The sequence below is a fragment of the Lysobacter olei genome (assembly GCF_054777355.1).
Genome location: NZ_BAAHAT010000006.1, coordinates 40,390 through 57,758 on the forward strand (window position 1 = coordinate 40,390; position 17,369 = coordinate 57,758).

At 68.0% G+C, this 17,369-nt stretch carries 16 protein-coding genes; 10 read left to right on the forward strand and 6 right to left on the reverse strand.

What is annotated here, in order from left to right; translation table 11 throughout:
- Positions 1 to 8: 8 nt before the first annotated feature.
- Complete coding sequence (locus ACYVBS_RS10140) at positions 9 to 677, reverse strand: dienelactone hydrolase family protein (RefSeq protein WP_460823451.1); 669 nt, start codon at positions 675 to 677, stop codon at positions 9 to 11.
- A 122-nt stretch (positions 678 to 799) separates the two neighbouring features.
- On the opposite strand from ACYVBS_RS10140, the gene rimO reads away from it, so the two are divergent.
- A complete protein-coding gene (gene rimO / locus ACYVBS_RS10145) occupies positions 800 to 2,131 on the forward strand; it encodes a 30S ribosomal protein S12 methylthiotransferase RimO (RefSeq protein ID WP_460823452.1) in 1,332 nt (443 codons plus the stop codon).
- 92 nt (positions 2,132 to 2,223) lie between these two features.
- Here the strand turns inward: rimO and greB are convergent, their stop codons facing one another.
- The 3 genes from greB to ACYVBS_RS10160 all read right to left on the reverse strand — a co-directional run bounded on the left by greB (position 2,224) and on the right by ACYVBS_RS10160 (position 4,891).
- Positions 2,224 to 2,727 (reverse strand): transcription elongation factor GreB, encoded by a 504-nt coding sequence (gene greB / locus ACYVBS_RS10150; protein WP_460823453.1) that lies wholly within the window; start codon positions 2,725 to 2,727, stop codon positions 2,224 to 2,226.
- Between the two features lie 101 nt (positions 2,728 to 2,828).
- Complete coding sequence (locus tag ACYVBS_RS10155; protein ID WP_460823454.1) at positions 2,829 to 3,338, reverse strand: copper resistance protein NlpE; 510 nt, start codon at positions 3,336 to 3,338, stop codon at positions 2,829 to 2,831.
- Between the two features lie 38 nt (positions 3,339 to 3,376).
- Positions 3,377 to 4,891: a helicase HerA-like domain-containing protein gene (locus ACYVBS_RS10160; protein ID WP_460823455.1), complete on the reverse strand. Its 1,515-nt coding sequence runs from the start codon at positions 4,889 to 4,891 to the stop codon at positions 3,377 to 3,379.
- 128 nt (positions 4,892 to 5,019) lie between these two features.
- Between ACYVBS_RS10160 and ACYVBS_RS10165 the strand changes: the two genes are divergently transcribed.
- Positions 5,020 to 6,564: a transglycosylase SLT domain-containing protein gene (locus tag ACYVBS_RS10165; RefSeq protein ID WP_460823456.1), complete on the forward strand. Its 1,545-nt coding sequence runs from the start codon at positions 5,020 to 5,022 to the stop codon at positions 6,562 to 6,564.
- 6 nt (positions 6,565 to 6,570) lie between these two features.
- Here ACYVBS_RS10165 and asd read toward each other — a convergent pair whose 3' ends face one another.
- A complete protein-coding gene (gene asd, locus ACYVBS_RS10170; protein WP_460823457.1) occupies positions 6,571 to 7,419 on the reverse strand; it encodes an archaetidylserine decarboxylase in 849 nt (282 codons plus the stop codon).
- The gene (locus ACYVBS_RS10175) at positions 7,416 to 8,063 is read right to left on the reverse strand and encodes an SCO family protein (protein WP_460823458.1); all 648 of its coding nucleotides are present in this window, start codon (positions 8,061 to 8,063) and stop codon (positions 7,416 to 7,418) included. The genes asd and ACYVBS_RS10175 overlap by 4 nt, the downstream gene beginning before the upstream one ends.
- A 94-nt stretch (positions 8,064 to 8,157) precedes the next feature.
- Between ACYVBS_RS10175 and prmB the strand changes: the two genes are divergently transcribed.
- The 8 genes from prmB (at position 8,158) to trpA (ending at position 17,358) form a co-directional block, all read left to right on the forward strand.
- On the forward strand, positions 8,158 to 9,087 hold the full coding sequence (gene prmB / locus ACYVBS_RS10180) for a 50S ribosomal protein L3 N(5)-glutamine methyltransferase (RefSeq protein ID WP_460823460.1): 930 nt from the start codon (positions 8,158 to 8,160) through the stop codon (positions 9,085 to 9,087).
- 209 nt (positions 9,088 to 9,296) lie between these two features.
- Positions 9,297 to 10,436, forward strand: a complete 1,140-nt coding sequence (gene aroC / locus ACYVBS_RS10185) for a chorismate synthase (protein WP_460823461.1) — start codon at positions 9,297 to 9,299, stop codon at positions 10,434 to 10,436.
- A 162-nt stretch (positions 10,437 to 10,598) separates the two neighbouring features.
- Positions 10,599 to 11,615 carry an aspartate-semialdehyde dehydrogenase gene (locus ACYVBS_RS10190; RefSeq protein ID WP_460823462.1) on the forward strand — a complete coding sequence of 339 codons (1,017 nt, stop codon included), beginning with the start codon at positions 10,599 to 10,601 and terminating at the stop codon, positions 11,613 to 11,615.
- 73 nt (positions 11,616 to 11,688) lie between these two features.
- Positions 11,689 to 13,587 (forward strand): type IV pilus assembly protein FimV, encoded by a 1,899-nt coding sequence (locus tag ACYVBS_RS10195; RefSeq protein ID WP_460823463.1) that lies wholly within the window; start codon positions 11,689 to 11,691, stop codon positions 13,585 to 13,587.
- A 53-nt stretch (positions 13,588 to 13,640) separates the two neighbouring features.
- Entirely contained in the window at positions 13,641 to 14,420 is a 780-nt protein-coding gene (gene truA / locus ACYVBS_RS10200; protein WP_460823464.1) for a tRNA pseudouridine(38-40) synthase TruA, read from the forward strand.
- Positions 14,390 to 15,112 carry a phosphoribosylanthranilate isomerase gene (locus ACYVBS_RS10205; RefSeq protein ID WP_460823465.1) on the forward strand — a complete coding sequence of 241 codons (723 nt, stop codon included), beginning with the start codon at positions 14,390 to 14,392 and terminating at the stop codon, positions 15,110 to 15,112. Before truA ends, ACYVBS_RS10205 begins: the two co-directional genes overlap by 31 nt.
- A 237-nt stretch (positions 15,113 to 15,349) precedes the next feature.
- On the forward strand, positions 15,350 to 16,549 hold the full coding sequence (gene trpB / locus ACYVBS_RS10210) for a tryptophan synthase subunit beta (protein ID WP_460823675.1): 1,200 nt from the start codon (positions 15,350 to 15,352) through the stop codon (positions 16,547 to 16,549).
- Positions 16,546 to 17,358 (forward strand): tryptophan synthase subunit alpha, encoded by an 813-nt coding sequence (gene trpA, locus ACYVBS_RS10215; protein WP_460823467.1) that lies wholly within the window; start codon positions 16,546 to 16,548, stop codon positions 17,356 to 17,358. Before trpB ends, trpA begins: the two co-directional genes overlap by 4 nt.
- Positions 17,359 to 17,369: the final 11 nt, after the last annotated feature.

Consider the following 17,369-nt stretch of genomic DNA (forward strand, 5'->3'; position numbering starts at 1 on the left):
CTCGCTGTTCAGTAGGCCGGCCGCAAGGTGCGCCGGAAAAAAGCCAGGGTGCGTTCAAGTGCAAGCGTTGCACTGGGTTCGTCGTAGTCGGCCCGCTGGTCACAGTTGAAACCATGGCCCGCGGGGTACACATGGAGCTCCGCCGTCGGCTGCAGGCTGCGGTGCAGGTCGATGACCTCGGTCGGGATGCTCGCATCGTGGTCGCCGAAGTGGAACATCATCGGCGCGTCCAGCTTTTCGCTCAGAAAAGGCGCAGTGCGCGCGCCGTAGTAGCTCACGGCGGGCATGGACAGCCGGGTATTGGCGAGGAAGGCAACCGAGCCGCCCCAGCAGTAGCCGACCACACCGACCTTGCCGGCGTCCTGGACCACGCCCGCAGCTTCGTGGATATCCTCCAGCGCCCGCTCGAAGCCCAGGCGTTCCACCAGTTCCTTGCCGCGCTTCACTCCTTCGGCGTCATAGTCGAGCTCGACGCCATGCTCGAAGTGGTCGAAGAAGGCCGGGGCGATGGCCACGTAGCCGTGCGCGGCAAAGGTGTCGCAGACCTGCCGGATGTGATGGTTGACCCCGAAGATCTCCTGCACCACCACCAGCGCACCCTTGGGTGGGATGGGCGGGTCGGCGCGCCAGGCCTGGATGCGGCCGGTGGGGGTTTCGAGGGACATCCATTGGCTCATGGTCGCGCTCCTGAACGGCTTGGGAGGATGGTACCCCCGGCCGGGGCCGGTCGGCAGCCCGGCCCGGCTATAATTCGCCGCCCGCGGCCCGAACTCCGGCCGCCCTTTCCGTTGGTCCCTTCATGTCCCTGCAAAACCCCAAGGTCGGCTTCGTCAGCCTCGGCTGCCCGAAGGCGCTGGTCGATTCCGAGCGCATCCTCACCCAGCTCAAGGTGGAGGGCTACGACATCGTCCCGACCTACGACGATGCGGACGTGGTGGTGGTCAACACCTGCGGCTTCATCGATTCGGCCGTGGCCGAGTCGCTGGACGCCATCGGCGAGGCCATGGCCGAGAACGGCAAGGTCATCGTGACCGGCTGCCTGGGCAAGCGCCCCGAGGAGATCCGCGCGGCCCACCCGGGCGTGCTGTCCATCTCCGGCCCGCAGGACTACACCAGCGTGATGAGCGCGGTGCATGACGCGCTGCCGCCCAAGCACGATCCGTTCATCGACCTGGTGCCGGACTACGGGCTCAAGCTGACGCCCAAGCACTACGCCTACCTCAAGATTTCCGAAGGCTGCAACCACCGCTGCAGCTTCTGCATCATCCCGTCGATGCGCGGCGACCTGGTGTCCCGCCCGGTGGACGATGTGCTGCGCGAGGCCGAGCGCCTGGTGCGCGGCGGCGTGAAGGAATTGCTCGTGGTGTCGCAGGACACCTCGGCCTACGGCGTGGACCTGAAGTACGCCGAGCGCGAATGGCGCGGCAAGGCGTACCAGACGCGCATGACGGCGCTGTGTGAAGGCCTGGGCGAGTTGGGCGTGTGGTCGCGCCTGCACTACGTGTACCCGTACCCGCACGTGGACGACGTGATCCCGCTGATAGCCGAGGGCAAGGTGCTGCCGTACCTCGACATCCCGTTCCAGCACGCCAGCCCGCGCATCCTGAAGTTGATGAAGCGCCCCGGTGCGGTCGACAAGACGCTCGAGCGCATCCAGCGCTGGCGTTCCATCGCGCCGGATATCACCCTGCGCTCCACGTTCATCGTCGGCTTCCCCGGTGAGACCGAGGCCGAGTTCGAGGAACTGCTGGACTTCCTCGACGAGGCGCAGCTGGATCGCGTGGGCGCCTTCGCCTACTCGCCGGTGGACGGTGCAGCCGCCAACGCGCTGCCCGACGCCGTGCCGGAGGAGGTCAAGCAGGAGCGCCTGGCGCGCTTCATGGAGCGTCAGTCCGAGATCTCCGAAGCCAAGCTCGCCGCTAAGGTGGGCACCGTGCAGCGCTGCCTGGTCGATGCGCTCGATGGCGACCTGGCCATCGCCCGATCGATGGCCGACGCACCGGAAATCGACGGCTTGGTGCAGATCCAGAACGGTTTCGAGGCCGGGCTGAAGGTGGGCGAGTTCGTTGATGTCGAGATCATGGGCAGCGACGAGCACGACCTGTACGGCGAAGTGCCGTTCGACGACTGAGGTCGGCGGGGCATCCAACCCCGTGGAATGCCGCGGGGGCGCTTATCGGGGGGCAGGTCGCGGGTGACTCCCGCCAAGCGCCCCATCCGGGCTCAGTCGCCGTACTCCACCGCAATCAAGACGAAGCGCTGGGCGCCGCCGGGCAGCAATGCCTCGAATTCATCGTCCAGTCGCTTGCGCAGCATCGCGCGGGCCAGCGGGGAGTCCACGCTGATCCAGCCCAGTTTCGCGTCGGTCTCGTCGGGGCCGACGATGCGGTACCGCTGACAATCGCCACTCACGCAGTGCTCGATTTCCACCAGCGCGCCAAAGTACACGGCCTCGGGGTCTGACGGCGTGGTGTCCACCACGCGAAGCGCCGGCAATCGTTTGCTCAGGTAGCGCACCCGCCGGTCGATTTCTGCAAGTTGCTTCTTGCGGTAGGTGTACTCGGCATTCTCCGATCGGTCGCCTTCGGCGGCGGCCGCGGCAAGCGCCTTGACCACCTCGGGACGGCGCACCTTCCACAACTCATGGAGCTCTTCGCGCAGGCGTTCAAAGCCAGCGCGGGTGATCACGGCGGTTGAGGAAGGAGCAGGGGGGCGCCAACGGGACATGCGGCAGTTCGGGCGGGCAATGCTTCAATCAGGGGTGGCCAGGATGGCCAGGAGGCGGCGCGGGAAGGGCCGCGCGACGAAGGACGCCGCGCGGCCGATCATCACTTGGCTTCGCGCTTCAAGCTGTAGTTGAGCTGGCTGTTGACAGGTTTGCCGTCCTGCCCCAACAAGCGCACTTCATCGTTGGAGACGATTTCATAGCTGCGGTCCTGCTCGGACTTGCTGTTGGGATCGAGCAGCACCCGCTTGCCTCCGTCTTCAACGGTCCAACTGCCCTCGGTGACGACGGGCGCGCCGGCTTCCCCCTGGTAGGTTTCGGTCAGCTTGAACGGGCCGTCCGCAAGCAGCTCCAGGCGCGTATCAATGCCCGGGCAACTGGCGCAGGGCAGGGTGCCGCTGAACGTACCGGGGAATTGCTTCATGTCGATGGCGCCCGCCTTGGCGGCGAGGTCGCTGTCGGAGGCTTGTGCCGTCATCTCCGGGGCCGGAGCCGGTGCCGGTTCCGGCGTTGCTGCCGGCGTGGCGGCCGGGGTGGGGGCCGCCTCCCGATTGCACGCCGGCAGGGTTGCGATCAGCAGGCCGAGCGCCAGCGGGGTGAGGATCCGGTTCATGGGGACGAAGACTCCTTGTTCGTGGTCATGGGGAAGGATCAGCGGCGTCCGCCGCCGAGAATGCCGCCCAGCAGGCCCCTCAGGATCTGCCGGCCGATCTGGTTGCCGACGGTGCGCGCCGCCTGCTTGGCCATGGTCTCGACCATGCCCTGACGACGCTTGGTGCCGAACACCGCGTCTTTCACGGTCTGCCCGAATCCACCTTCCTCGGCATCATCCTGCTCGCGGGTGCGCGCCGGTGGCGCCTTGGCCTGTTCGGAGGCGGTTTCGGCCTTGCGCGCCAGCATCTCCGCCGCCGACTCGCGGTCAACGGCGTTGTCGTATTTGGCGCCTACCGGGCTGCCCGCGCGAACCTGCGCGCGCTCAGCCTCGGTAATGGCGCCCATACGGCAGCGGGGCGGGGCGATCAGGGTTCGCTCCACCGGCATCGGCACGCCCTTGTCCTGCAGGGTGGATACCAGCGCTTCGCCCGTGCCCAGTCGCGAGATGGCGTCCGCGACATCCAGGTGTGGGTTGGCGACGAAGGTCTCGGCAGCGGTTTTGACCGCCTTCTGGTCGCGCGGAGTGAATGCGCGCAGTGCATGCTGCACCCGGTTGCCCAACTGGCCGAGGATGTCATCGGGCACGTCGTCCGGGAATTGCGAGCAGAAATACACGCCCACGCCCTTGGAGCGAATGATGCGCACCACTTGCTCCACGCGCTGCTGCAGTGCCGGCGGGGCATCGTCGAACAGCAGGTGTGCTTCATCGAACACGAACACCAGTTTGGGCTTGTCCAGGTCACCGACCTCGGGCAGCGACTCGAACAACTCCGACAGCAGCCACAACAGGAAGCTGGAGTACAGCCGCGGCTTCAGGGTCAACTGATCGGCGGCGAGGATGTTGATCACCCCGCGCCCGTCCTGGGTGGTGCGCATCAGGTCGGTGAGCTCCAGCGCGGGCTCGCCGAAGAAGCGATCGCCGCCCTCGCTTTCCAGCCGCAACAAAGCGCGCTGGATGGCGCCGACGGATTGCGTGCTGACCAAGCCGTACGCGGTGGAAATGTCCTTGCGCTCGTCGGCAACAAGTCCCAGCAGGGCGCGGAGGTCCTGGAGGTCGAGCAGTAGCAGTCCCCGGTCGTCGGCCAGCTTGAACACGATGTCGAGCACGCCGCTTTGCGTGTCGTTGAGTTCCAGGATGCGGGCGAGCAGGGCCGGGCCCATCTCGCTGACGGTGGTACGTACCGGGTGCCCCAGCTTGCCGAACAGGTCCCAGAAGACCGTTGGGTTGCCCTCGTTGCGGTAGTCGCCGATGCCGAGTTGCTGGATGCGCGCCTGCAGCTTTTCGGTCATGGTGCCGGGCATTGCCAGCCCCGCCACGTCGCCCTTCACATCGGCCAGGAACACCGGCACCCCCAAGCGGGAGAAGCCTTCGGTCAGGGTCATCAGGGTCACCGTCTTGCCGGTTCCCGTCGCACCGGCGACCAGGCCGTGGCGATTGCCGAACCTGGGCTCCAGATAGACGTTGCCGCTGTCGGGCGTGGTCACGGCCTTGCCGACAAGAATAGGGTCCATGTGCAGTTCCGGTGGGCGGTTCCGGCGATTCTATGCTGCACTGCGTGTTCAGCGAAGCAAGGTTTTCGCGGTTGCCCTTCGCTCCGTAACGGGGCTACCCTGCCAGACCCCCGAAGTGTGTCTGATCCATGTCCTCATTCGTGCGAGTTCCGGGCGCATTGGCCCCTCTGGTTGCCGCGCTGGCGCTGACTTTTTCGCTGTCGACGAACGCCGCGCCGAGCAAGGCGCAGGCCGCCGTGGACGCGCTTGCCAAGCGCATGCAGGTGGCCGAGGCGGATTACCGCGGCGCGCTCGTCAGTATCGCGAACGCCGATCCCGAAGGCCAGGTGAAGGCCAACAAGGCGATCGAGGACATGGAAGACGTGATCAACGCCTGCATGAAGCAGCGAGGCTGCTCGGTCTCGACGATGCTGGCCACCTACAAGCGCCTGCTGAAGCTGGGTGCCGATGAAGCAGGCGCCGGGGAGGAAGTGGAAGAGGAAGGCGAGCACGACGACCATGCGTATCTCGCGGGCGACGTGCCGGAAGCGGCGCGCGCCGCGGCCCTGCTGACAAGTTCGGGCCACAAGTTCGACCAGATGGTCGAATACAACCCCGCCGTGCAGGAGGGCATTCGCCGCTGGCTGACGGACATGCGCGGCGCCCTGCTTACGTCGTACGAGAATTACCAGTACATGCGCCACCTGATGTGGCCCCAGTACGAGCGCGCCAACCTGCCCGAGGCGCTGCTGTTCGGCATCATGGCCAAGGAGTCCAACGGTCGCGTCCATGCCACGTCCCGTGCGGGTGCGGCCGGGCCGTTGCAGTTCATGTACGCCACCGGCCGCCGCTTCGGGCTGGGCGATGACGGCACCGGCTTCGATACGCGGTACGACCCGCGCTCGGCGGCCGAGGCCAACGTGGCGTACCTTAACGAGCGTTTGCGTCAGCTCAACGGCAGCATCGAAATGTCGCTCGCTGCCTACAACGGCGGTGAGGGGCGTGCGCAGCGCGTTTTCAACGGCAGCGGTGGCCGCAGTTTCTGGGACGAATCGGTGTACCACCAGTTTCCTGCGGAAACCCGGGACTACGTTCCGATGGTGATCGCCGCGGCATGGCTGTTCCTGCATCCCCGCGAATACGGGTTGAGTTTTCCGCGCGTCCGGCCCAAGCCGGCCCCGTTGCGCCTCGAGCAGGCGGCTTCGATCTACCAGCTGACCATCTGCATGGGCAATCGGGGGGTGCGTGAGGGATACATGCGCGCGATGCGCAACCTCAACCCGCGCTACCAGGCGGACAGCTGGCTGCCGGCAGGCACCGTGCTCAATGCCACCACCGACATGGTGGGGCTGTACAACCGCTGGTGCACGAAGGGACGGCGCGCGGAGCTTGCGCGGATGCTGGTACTCAGCGATCCCAAACGTGCCATCGTGCGCACCGGACCGGTGACCCCGGTCCACGAGGGCGAGCCGCCATTGGCCTCCCCCAACCCCGGTGCGACGGCGCCGGTGTCGGCACCCGCTTCGCCAAGCGCCCCCAAGGACTACACCGTGCAGGGTGGGGAAACGTTGTTCTCCATTGCGCGCAAGTTCCAGTGCAGCGTGCAGGAACTGGCCAGCGCCAATGGCATCAGCGGGCCACGCTTCGCCATCCGGCCCGGCCAGCGGCTGCGCTTGGCCGGGTGCAAGGGCTGACGGGCGTCAGTTCGTCTTCAGCGTCGCAAGTCGTTCGCCGAGACGCACCGCCGTCTCGGCGCCCAGCACGTCCGACAGCTCCGCCACGCCCGGCGGCAGCAGCACGATCACGGTCGATCCGTAGTTGAAGCGCGCCATTTCGGCGAATCGTTCCAGGGAAATGTTGGCGCCGCGGTAGTCCTTGGTGGTGACCACGTCGCCATAGCGGGGGATCTCGACGCCGCCCCATACGGTTTCCACGCCGGAGACCAGCAGTGCGCCCACCATCACCAGCGCCATGGGGCCGAAGTCGGTGTCGAAGTGGCACACCAGCCGCTCGTTGCGGGCAAACAGCCGCGGGACGTTGCGCACGGCATCCGGGCCCACGCTGAAAAGGCGACCCGGCACGTGGACGGTTTCGCGCAGTTGTCCGGCCCACGGCATGTGCACGCGGTGGTAGTCCTTCGGTGAGAGGTACACCGTGGCAAACACACCGTTGTTGAACGGCATTGCCGCGTCCGCATCACCCAGCAGTTCCGCCGCGGTGAAGGACTGGCCCTTGGCCTGGAAGATGCGGCCATCCTGGATGGGGCCGCACTGGCTGATGCGGCCGTCGGCGGGCATCAGCAGGGCGCGCGCATCCGCCGCCGGCACCCGTGCGCCAGGCTTCAGGGCGCGAGTGAAGAAGGCATTGAACGACGTGTACGCGGTCGGGTCGGGCTCGGCCGCCTCGGACAGGTTGACGCCGAACCGGCGCGTGACCGTGTCAATGAGCCATTGCTTCACCCAAGGCGTGCGCGAATACGCCAGCGCGCGCGCCAGCGACGACAGGGCGCGGTGAGGCAGGACGTAGGTCAGGGCGCTGATGGGACTCATGGAGTGGTGGCCTGGGTCAGTAGCGTGAAATCGGCGGCAATGGCCTTGGCGTCCAGCGGCGGTTGCACCACGCCGCTCATGCGGCCCTGCGGATCCAGCACGGCCAGCGTGGCGCTGTGGTCCATCGTGTACTGGTCGGCGGGTACACCTTCCGGGGCCGGGACCTTGGCGAATACCAGGCTCAGCGACTTGGTGAAGGCTTCCAACGCGGGAATGTCCGCGGTGGCGGCCAGCGTGTCGCGGTGGAACGCATGGGCGTACTCGCCGATGCGGTCGGGCGAGTCGCGTTCCGGGTCCACGGACACGAACAGCACCCGCGGGCGCTGGTTTTCCGGAAGGGTCTCCCAGCGCTTCTGGGCACCTGCCAATGCGGCCAGGGTGGTGGGGCAGACATCCGGGCAATGCGTAAAGCCCAGGAATACCAGCGTCCAGTGCCCCTTCAACTCGCCGGGGACCAGCGGCGTGCCGTCGGACTGGCGGAGGGAAAAGGGCGGCAGTTCCCGGGCCGGCTGGAACAGCCGCACCGCACTCGTCTGCGGCAGGGTCTGGGCGGGACCCGGGCCGAAGACGTGGCGCGAGGCCAGCAGGCCCAGGCCTGCGGCCAGGGCGACGACGATGATGATGAGTGTGGTGCGGTTGAACATTGCGGTTCCAGCGGCGGGTGCCGGGGCATGATACCGGGCCAGGGCCGGCCGCCGGCTATAATGGCCGACTGCCCGCCCGCTCCCGGACCCGCCCGTGCCCGCCGAAACCCCCACCTTCGAGCAGCTGACGATCATCGACCTGATCCGCCACGGCGGCAGCCGCTTCGCCGCGGCCGGGCTGACCTTTGGCCACAGCTTCGACAACGCCCTCGACGAGGCCACCCAGTTGGTGCTGCACGCGCTGCACATGCCCCACGACCTCAGCCCGGTCTATGGCAACTCGCGGGTCACCACCGAGGAAAAGGAGAAAGTGCTGGCGTTGTTCGACCGCCGCATCAACGAGCGCATCCCGGCGTGCTACCTGACCGGCGAGGCCTGGTTCGCCGGCCTGAGCTTCAAGTCCGATTCGCGCGCGCTGGTGCCGCGCAGCCCGATCGCCGAGCTGATCGAGGCCGGCTTCGAGCCTTGGTTGGGCGGTCGCGAGGTGCACCGCGCGCTCGACCTGTGCACCGGCTCCGGCTGCATTGCCATTGCCACCGGTCACTACCACCCGGAGTGGGAAGTGCATGGCGTGGACATCAGCGATGACGCGCTGGCGTTGTCCGCTGAGAACAAGGCGCGCCTGCACGCCGACAACGTCACCTTCATCAAGTCGGACCTGTTCAGCGGCCTGAAGGGCGAGGTCTACGACCTGATCGTGACCAACCCGCCGTACGTGACCAACGACGAGACCGACGCGCTGCCCGCCGAGTACGCGCACGAGCCGGAGCTCGGCCTGCGCGCCGGTGACGACGGCCTGGATCTGGCGTTGAAGATCATGCGCGACGCCCCCGAGCACCTGAGCGAGCACGGCCTGCTGATCTGCGAGGTCGGCGAGGCCGAGCGCGCGCTGGTCGAGCTGTTGCCCGAAGTGCCGATGGCGTGGGTGGAGTTCAAGGTGGGCCAGATGGGGATCTTCGTGGTGGAGCGCCAGGACCTGGTCGAGCACCACGAACGCATCAAGGCGCTGGCCGACGCGCGCTGACCCCGGCATCGGCGGCGTGCGGATGACCTCCCGCGACGCCGCGCGACTCGGCTTCGCGCGCCGCGAACCGGGGCCTTTCTGACCACGGGGGCGGGCGGTGGCTCGCCGGGTCAGGGTGGCTGTTGCTGCCCCGTCCTCGTCTGGTTGCAGCGGTAAACGCTGCGGATTGCTACAGTCCCCACACCCCCTTACCCCCCGCACCCCTCTCCGTGTCGAGCAACACCTTCGGCAAGCTGTTCTCCGTCACCACCTTTGGCGAAAGCCACGGGCCGGCGATCGGCTGCGTCATCGACGGGTGCCCGCCGGGCATCGCAATCGCCCCGGAGGACTTCCGCCACGACCTGGAGCGGCGCGCCACCGGTCGCACCCGTCACACGTCTCAACGGCACGAGGCCGACGAGGTGGAAATCCTCAGCGGGGTGTACGAGGGTGTTGCCACGGGTACCCCCATCGCGCTGCTGATCCGCAACACCGACCAGCGCAGCAAGGACTACACCAACATCGCCGCGCAGTTCCGCCCGGGGCATGCGGACTACACGTACTGGCAGAAGTACGGCATCCGCGACCCGCGCGGCGGCGGACGTTCCTCGGCGCGCGAGACCACCATGCGCGTGGCCGCCGGCGTCATCGCCAAGAAGTGGCTGGCCGAGCGGTTTGGCGTGCGCGTGCAGGGCTACCTGTCGCAGATCGGCGCCATCACCCCGCACGGCATCGACCTGTCGGTCGTGGAAGACAATCCGTTCTTCTGGCCGGACCCTCGCCAGGTCACCGAACTCGAGTTGTACATGGACGCGCTGCGCAAGTCCGGCGATTCGGTGGGCGCGCGCGTGGACGTCATCGCCGAAGGGCTGCCGCCCGGCTGGGGCGAGCCCATTTACGGCAAGCTTGATGGCGAACTGGCCGCCGCGCTGATGAGCATCAATGCGGTCAAGGGCGTGGAGATCGGCGACGGCTTCGACGTGGTGGCGCAGAAGGGCAGCGAGCACCGCGACCATCTGGGCCCCGGCGGGTTCGCCAGCAACCACGCCGGCGGCATCCTCGGCGGCATCAGCACCGGCCAGCCCCTCCGCTGCTCGATTGCGTTCAAGCCCACCTCCAGCCTGCGCCTGCCGGTGGAGAGCCTGGACGTGCACGGCAACGTGGTCGAAGTCGTCACCACCGGCCGTCACGACCCCTGCGTCGGCATCCGCGCCACGCCCATCTGCGAGGCGATGGTCGCCCTGGTGCTGATGGACCAGGCGCTGCGCCACCGCGCGCAATGCGGCGACGTGGGCGAGGTTGCCCCGCGCGTGCCGGGAGCGACCACGGCAAGCGCCCCCGCTGGCAAACCGGCGACGGGCAAACGGTAGCGGCCAGTTGCCAGGCGCCTCCGCCTTTGGGCCCGGAGCGCGACCGTTTCAACTGCGCCGCCTGACATTCCATCGGCCCCATCCTTTCCAGGGCTGGAGATGGCGCACAATTTCCCTTCACGCGCCGCCGCCCGACCACGACATCCAAGGACCCGCAACACCATGAGCAAGACCGCGAACGTAGCCGTCGTTGGCGCCACCGGCGCCGTGGGCGAGACCATGCTGGCCATCCTGGCCGAGCGCAAGTTCCCCATCGGAAAGCTGCACGTGCTGGCCAGCGAGCGCTCGGCCGGCGGCACCGTCGAGTTCCGGGGCGACGACCTCATCGTCCAGGACCTGGCCACCTTCGACCCCACCGGTGTCGACATCGCCCTGTTCTCGGCCGGTGGCAGTGTTTCGAAGGAATACGCGCCCAAGTTCGCCGCCGCTGGCGCGGTGGTCATCGACAACTCCTCGGCCTTCCGCTACGACGATGACGTGCCGCTGGTGGTGTCGGAGGTCAACCCGGAGCAGGTGAAGAATCGCCCGCGCGGCATCATCGCCAACCCCAACTGCTCCACCATGCAGATGCTGGTCGCGCTGGCGCCGCTGCACCGCAAGGCCGGCATTACCCGCATCAACGTGGCCACCTATCAATCGGTGTCGGGCGCAGGCCGTTCGGCGCTGGAGGAGCTGGGCCGCCAGACCGGTGCGCTGCTCAACTTCCAGTCCCCGGAGCCCAAGCGCTTCCCGGTGCAGATCGCCTTCAACCTGATCCCGCACATCGACGACTTCCTGGACAACGGCTACACCAAGGAAGAAATGAAGCTGGTCTGGGAGACCCGCAAGATCCTCGGCGATGACTGCATCCAGGTGAACCCCACGGCCGTCCGCGTGCCGGTGTTCTACGGCCATTCCGAGGCGGTCAATGTGGAGACCAGGCAGAAGCTGTCCGTCGCCGACGTCAAGTCGCTGCTGGAAGCGGCTCCGGGCGTGGAGGTGGTGGACGAGCCCAAGGCTGGCGGCTACCCGACCCCGGTGACCCATGCCTCTGGCACCGATCCGGTGTACGTGGGCCGCATCCGCGAGGATTTCTCACATCCGAACGCCATCAACCTGTGGATCGTGTCCGACAACATTCGCAAGGGTGCGGCCTTGAATGCCGTCCAGCTGGCCGAACTGGTGCTTCAGGAAGGCTGATTCCCGACGGTTTTCATTGCGTGACCCTCCCGCGGCGGCTAGAGTCGCCGCGAGGAGAACCGGGGGATTGGATGTGAAGCCACTCGCGCAGAAGTCATTGCGGGTTGCACTGGCGTTGTCGCTGGCCATGGCCAGCGGCGCGGCGGCGGCGCTTGGACTGGGGCAGATCGAACTCAAATCGCGGCTGGGCCAACCCCTGGTGGCCGAGATCCCGATCATCTCCACCGACCCGGCCGAGCTGGAGCAGCTACGGGCAGGCCTGCCTTCGCCTGAGACGTTTGCCCGCATTGGCCTGCAGTTGCCCGACGAATTCGTGTCCAGCCTGCAGTTCTCGCAGGGCGTGGACGCGGCCGGCCGACCGGTCATCCGGGTGACCAGCGAGGCTCCCGTGACCGACCCGCTGCTGACGTTCCTGGTGGAGGTCGACTGGGGGCAAGGACGGTTGGTCCGTGAATATTCCGCGCTGGTGGATGCGCCGCGCACGGTGTCCGCACCGGTGCAGCCGGCCATTGAAGAAGCCACCGTTGGGCCGGCCAACACCATCGAGCGCGAACCTGTCGTAGCGGCCCCCGTCGTCGATGCCAGCGGTGCCAACGCTGGGGCGCCCGCGTCGCCGCAAGCCGCGCCGGTGCGCACGTCGCCCACGACGGCTTCGGCACAGCCTGCCCGCCCGGCTCCAGAGCCGTCGCGGGAGGCCACGCCACGTGCGCCCGCCGTGGCCCGGGCGGCGCCACCCAAGCCTGCCTCCGCAGTCGACGGCCGCAGCCCGGGACAATACGGACCCGTCAAGGCGGGCGACTCGTTGTCCCGGATCGCAGGGGAGGTCGCCAACGACCGCGGCTCCAGCGTGGAGCAGACAATGGTCGCGCTTCTGCGTGCCAATCCGGGCGCGTTCATCGACGGCAACATCAATCGCCTGAAGCAGGGGGCCGTCCTGCGACTGCCAGCGGAAGCGGCGCCGATCGACCAGGCATCCGCGGTGGCATTGGTGCGCGCCCAGACCCAGGCATGGCGGGCGGAGACCCGCCGACCTGTGCAGGTGGCTCCGGCACAGGCGGGTGGTGATGGCGTGGCCCAGGCCCCGAAAGCCGCGGCTTCGGCCCCGGCCGGTCGACGCACGGCCGATGCACGACTCGAAATCGTTCCGCCCGGCGCCAGCAATGCCAAGCGCGCGGGCACTCAGTCCGGCATCCAGGCCGGAGGCGAGGGTGAAATGCTGCGACAGGAACTGCAACAAACCAAGGAAACCCTCGCTGCGCGAGATGCCGAAGTCTCTGAGATGAAGGCGCGTATCGATGAGCTTGAGAAGCTGCAGAGGCAGCAGCAACAGCTGATCACGATGAAGGATTCCGAGCTGGCCGCCGCGCAGAAGCGGCTTGCCAATTCCAATCAATCCCAGCCTGCCGCGGCGGAAGCCAAGCAGCAGCTGGCCGAAACGGGTTCGGCGGGGCCCGCCCCCTGGCTGTTGGGCGGCGCAGGTCTGCTGGTGGCGGCGTTGGCGGGCTGGTGGTTTAGCCGACGTCGTAGCCACTCGGCCGCCACCACGTTCCGTGACGCCGTCGCTCAGCGCAAATCGCCCTCTCTGGCGGATGCCTTTGTCCCGGTATCGCCCATTCCGCGCAACGCAGAGGCGGAACCGATGACGCCTCCGGCGCCAACGCGCAGCGAGCCGGCGTGGCATACGGGCGCGGGTGTCGCGGCCGAGGGGACGCCAAGCCTCGCCGCTGCACCCGCACCCGCACCCGTACCCGCACCCGCACCCGCACCCGCACCCGCACCCGCACCCGCACCCGCACCCGCACCCGCACCCGCACCGGTGAGCGGGGAAGGGGCCGAGCGCCTTGAGCTCGCGCGGGCATTCATGGACCTCGGTGATCAGGAAAGCGCGCGCAACCTGTTGGCGGAGGTGCTGGCGGATAGCGACGCCACTGTCCGCGCGAGCGCCGAACGCATGTTGCGGGAGCTGGACTGACGGTGCCTGACGTTGACCCCGTGCCGGAGCCTGTCCCGTTCCGGCGCTATGCCATGGCCATCGAATACGATGGGGGCGAGTTTTCCGGCTGGCAGCGGCTGACCAAACCCGGCGAGCCTGATCTGCGCGGTGAGCCCACCGTCCAGGCGGCGGTGGAGGCCGCCTTGAGTTTCGTGGCAGGCCGGCAAGTCGAGGTGGTCTGTGCCGGACGCACCGACGCCGGCGTGCACGCATCCGCGCAGGTGGTGCATTTCGACGGTCCGGCCGAGCGCGATCCGCGCGGTTGGGTGCTTGGAACCACCAGTCGCCTGCCGCCTGCGATCTGCGCGCGCTGGTGCATTCCCGTTGCCGATGATTTCCACGCGCGCTTCTCGGCGCGGGCACGACGTTACCGCTACAGCATCCTCAATCGTGCGGTGCGGCCAGCCCTGCGGCGGCAGTACCTCTCGTGGGAACGTCGCCCCCTGGACGCCGATGCCATGCATCGCGCCGCGCAGGCCTTGCTGGGCGAAAACGACTTTTCCGCGTTCCGCACGGTGCACTGCCAGGCGCCGCATGCGCGCCGGGACCTGCAGTTCATCGCCGTGACCCGCGTCGGCGACGTCGTGGAGGTCGAGGTGCAAGCCAACGCCTTCCTTCACCACATGGTGCGCAACATCGTGGGCAGCCTGCTAGTGGTGGGGTGCGGGGAGCAACCTGAGGCGTGGATCGGGCAGTTGCTGGCCGGGCGCGATCGCACGGTGGCGGGGCCGACGGCGCCCTCCGCCGGCCTCGTGTTCCTGGGGCCGCGGTATCCCGCCGAATGCGGCCTGCCGGCCGAGGTCACCCTGTGAGCACGCCGCCGCGCAGAACGCGGATCAAGTTCTGCGGGATGACGCGGGCCGAGGATATTCGCGAGGCCGCGGCAATGGGCGTCGATGCGGTCGGCCTCGTGTTTGCCGAGCGCAGTCCCCGGCGTGTCCCTATCGATCAGGCCGTGGCACTGCGCACCGCGACGCCGCCGTTCGTCGACGTGGTGGCCTTGTTCATGGACAACGCCGCCGATGAGGTTGCCGAGGTGGTGGCGCGGGTTCGCCCGAGCCTGCTGCAGTTTCACGGGAGCGAACCACCTGCGTTCTGCGAGCAGTTCGGACTGCCTTACCTCAAGGCGGTCGGGATGGGGGGGCAGGGAATGAACGAAGTGCTCGCCCAGATCGATGCCCACCCCCGGGCCGCCGGCTTCCTGCTGGACAGCCACGCGCCCGGTGCCGCAGGCGGCACGGGTGAGGCCTTTGACTGGACCCACGTGCCTGCCATCGAAGGCCGCCCGTTGTTGCTGGCCGGTGGGCTGACGCCCGAGAACGTGGCTGACGCCATCCACGCCACTCGCGTCTGGGCCGTCGATGTCTCCAGCGGCATCGAATCGTCGCCAGGCAAGAAGGACGCTGCGCGCATGTCCCGCTTCGTCGAGCAAGTGCGCTCGGCGGATGCCGACGAAGGTCTGCCCGCGGCGAGCGGCGCAGGCCGGCACGATGGGGTACGCTAACCCCACACCATGAAGACCTCGAATCGCCCCTCCGCTCCCTTCGGTCGCTCGCTGCGCCGATGGCGCCGCGTGCCTGCGGCGGCGGTGCGATAACGCATCACGCCTCCGCGCCTGCACGACAGGCGCACCGAACCCCTTGCCCCTTTCCGCGACGTCAGGCGTTGGCCGCGTCGTGGGCCCCGGTTCCGGAGAACACGCGTGAACAGTTCCACCCCCCAGGTTGCACCCGCTGCGGCGATCGACTTCCATGCCTACCCCGACGCCACTGGTCACTTTGGCCGATTTGGCGGTCGCTTCGTCGCCGAGACCCTGATCGGTCCATTGCAGGAATTGGCGGCCGCGTACGACGCGGCGCGCGTCGATCCGGCCTTCGTCGCCGCGTTCGAGAACGATCTGGCGCATTACGTCGGCCGCCCCAGCCCCATCTACTTCGCCGAGCGCCTCAGCCGTGAAAACGGCGGCGCGCGCATCCTGCTCAAGCGCGAGGACCTGAATCACACCGGCGCGCACAAGATCAACAACACCATCGGCCAGGCGCTGCTGGCCAGCCGCATGGGCAAGAAGCGCATCATCGCCGAGACCGGCGCCGGCCAGCACGGCGTGGCCAGCGCCACCGTCGCCGCGCGTCTCGGACTGGAGTGCGTGGTGTACATGGGCGCCACCGATATCGAGCGCCAGAAGATCAACGTCTACAGGATGAAGCTGCTGGGCGCGACCGTGGTGCCAGTGACCAGCAGTTCGGCCACGTTGAAGGACGCGCTGAACGAGGCCATGCGCGACTGGGTGACCAACGTGCAGGACACCTTCTACATCATCGGTACGGTCGCCGGCCCCGACCCGTATCCGCGCATGGTCCGCGACTTCAACGCGGTCGTCGGCCGCGAGGCACGCGCGCAGATGCTGGCCGAATACGGTCGCCTGCCGGATGTGGTGACTGCCTGCGTGGGCGGGGGCAGCAATGCCATCGGCATCTTCCACGCCTTCCTCAACGACCGCGACGTGCGCCTGGTCGGTGCCGAGGCGGCGGGCGAGGGCATTGCCACCGGCCACCATGCCGCGTCGTTGGCGGCCGGCCGCCCGGGGGTGCTGCACGGCAACCGCACCTACGTGTTGTGCGACGACGACGGCCAGATCATCGAGACGCATTCGGTTTCGGCGGGGCTGGACTACCCCGGCGTGGGCCCCGAGCATGCATTCCTCAAGGACACCGGGCGTGCCGACTACGTGGGCGTGACCGATGACGAGGCCTTGGCCGCCTTCCACCTGCTGCCCCTGACCGAGGGCATCCTGCCCGCGCTCGAGTCCAGCCATGCCATCGCCCAGGCGCTCAAGCTGGCGCGTGAGCTGCCCAAGGACGCGCTCGTGCTCTGCAACCTCTCCGGTCGCGGGGACAAGGACGTGCACACCATCGCTGCGCGGGAGGGCATTTCGCTGTGAGCCGCATCTCCACCAAGTTCCAGGCCCTGAAGGCTGCCGGCCGCAAGGCGCTCGTGCCGTTCATCACCGCGGGCGACCCGTCGCTGGAGGCGACCGTGCCCGTCATGCATGCGCTGGTCGAGGCCGGCGCTGACGTCATCGAACTCGGGGTGCCGTTCTCCGATCCCATGGCCGATGGCCCCACCATCCAGCACAGCTCCGAGCGCGCGATTGCCCGAGGGGCGGGCCTGCAATACATCTTCGATACGGTCCGTGCTTTCCGCCAAGGGGATGCGGATACGCCTGTCGTGCTGATGGGCTACCTCAACCCAGTCGAGATCCGGGGCCCTGCTGCCTTTGCCAAGGCCGCGACCGAGGCGGGGGTGGACGGCATCCTGTTGGTCGACCTTCCGCCGGAAGAGGCGGCCGAATTCCGCGCGGGCTTTGCCCCGGCAGGATTGGAGTTGATCCTGCTGGCATCGCCCACCACGTCCGATGAACGCATCGCCCAACTCTGCGCCGAGGGCGAGGGCTACCTGTATTACGTCAGCTATGCCGGCGTGACCGGTGCCGACCGCCTCGATACCGCCACCGCCAGTGATCGCCTGCATGTCATCCGCAATGGCAGTCGAGTGCCCGTGGTGGCCGGTTTCGGCATCAAGGACGCCGCCAGCGCCTCTGCCATGGCCCGCGAGGCGGACGGGGTGGTGGTGGGCAGCGCCCTGGTGGCCGCGATGGCCGAGCACCCCACCGCGGAGGCCGCGGCGGCGGCCGCGCGCGCCTTCCTTTCTCCCCTTCGCGAGGCTTTGGACCTGGCCGGCCCTGGCTGACCGACTCCTTG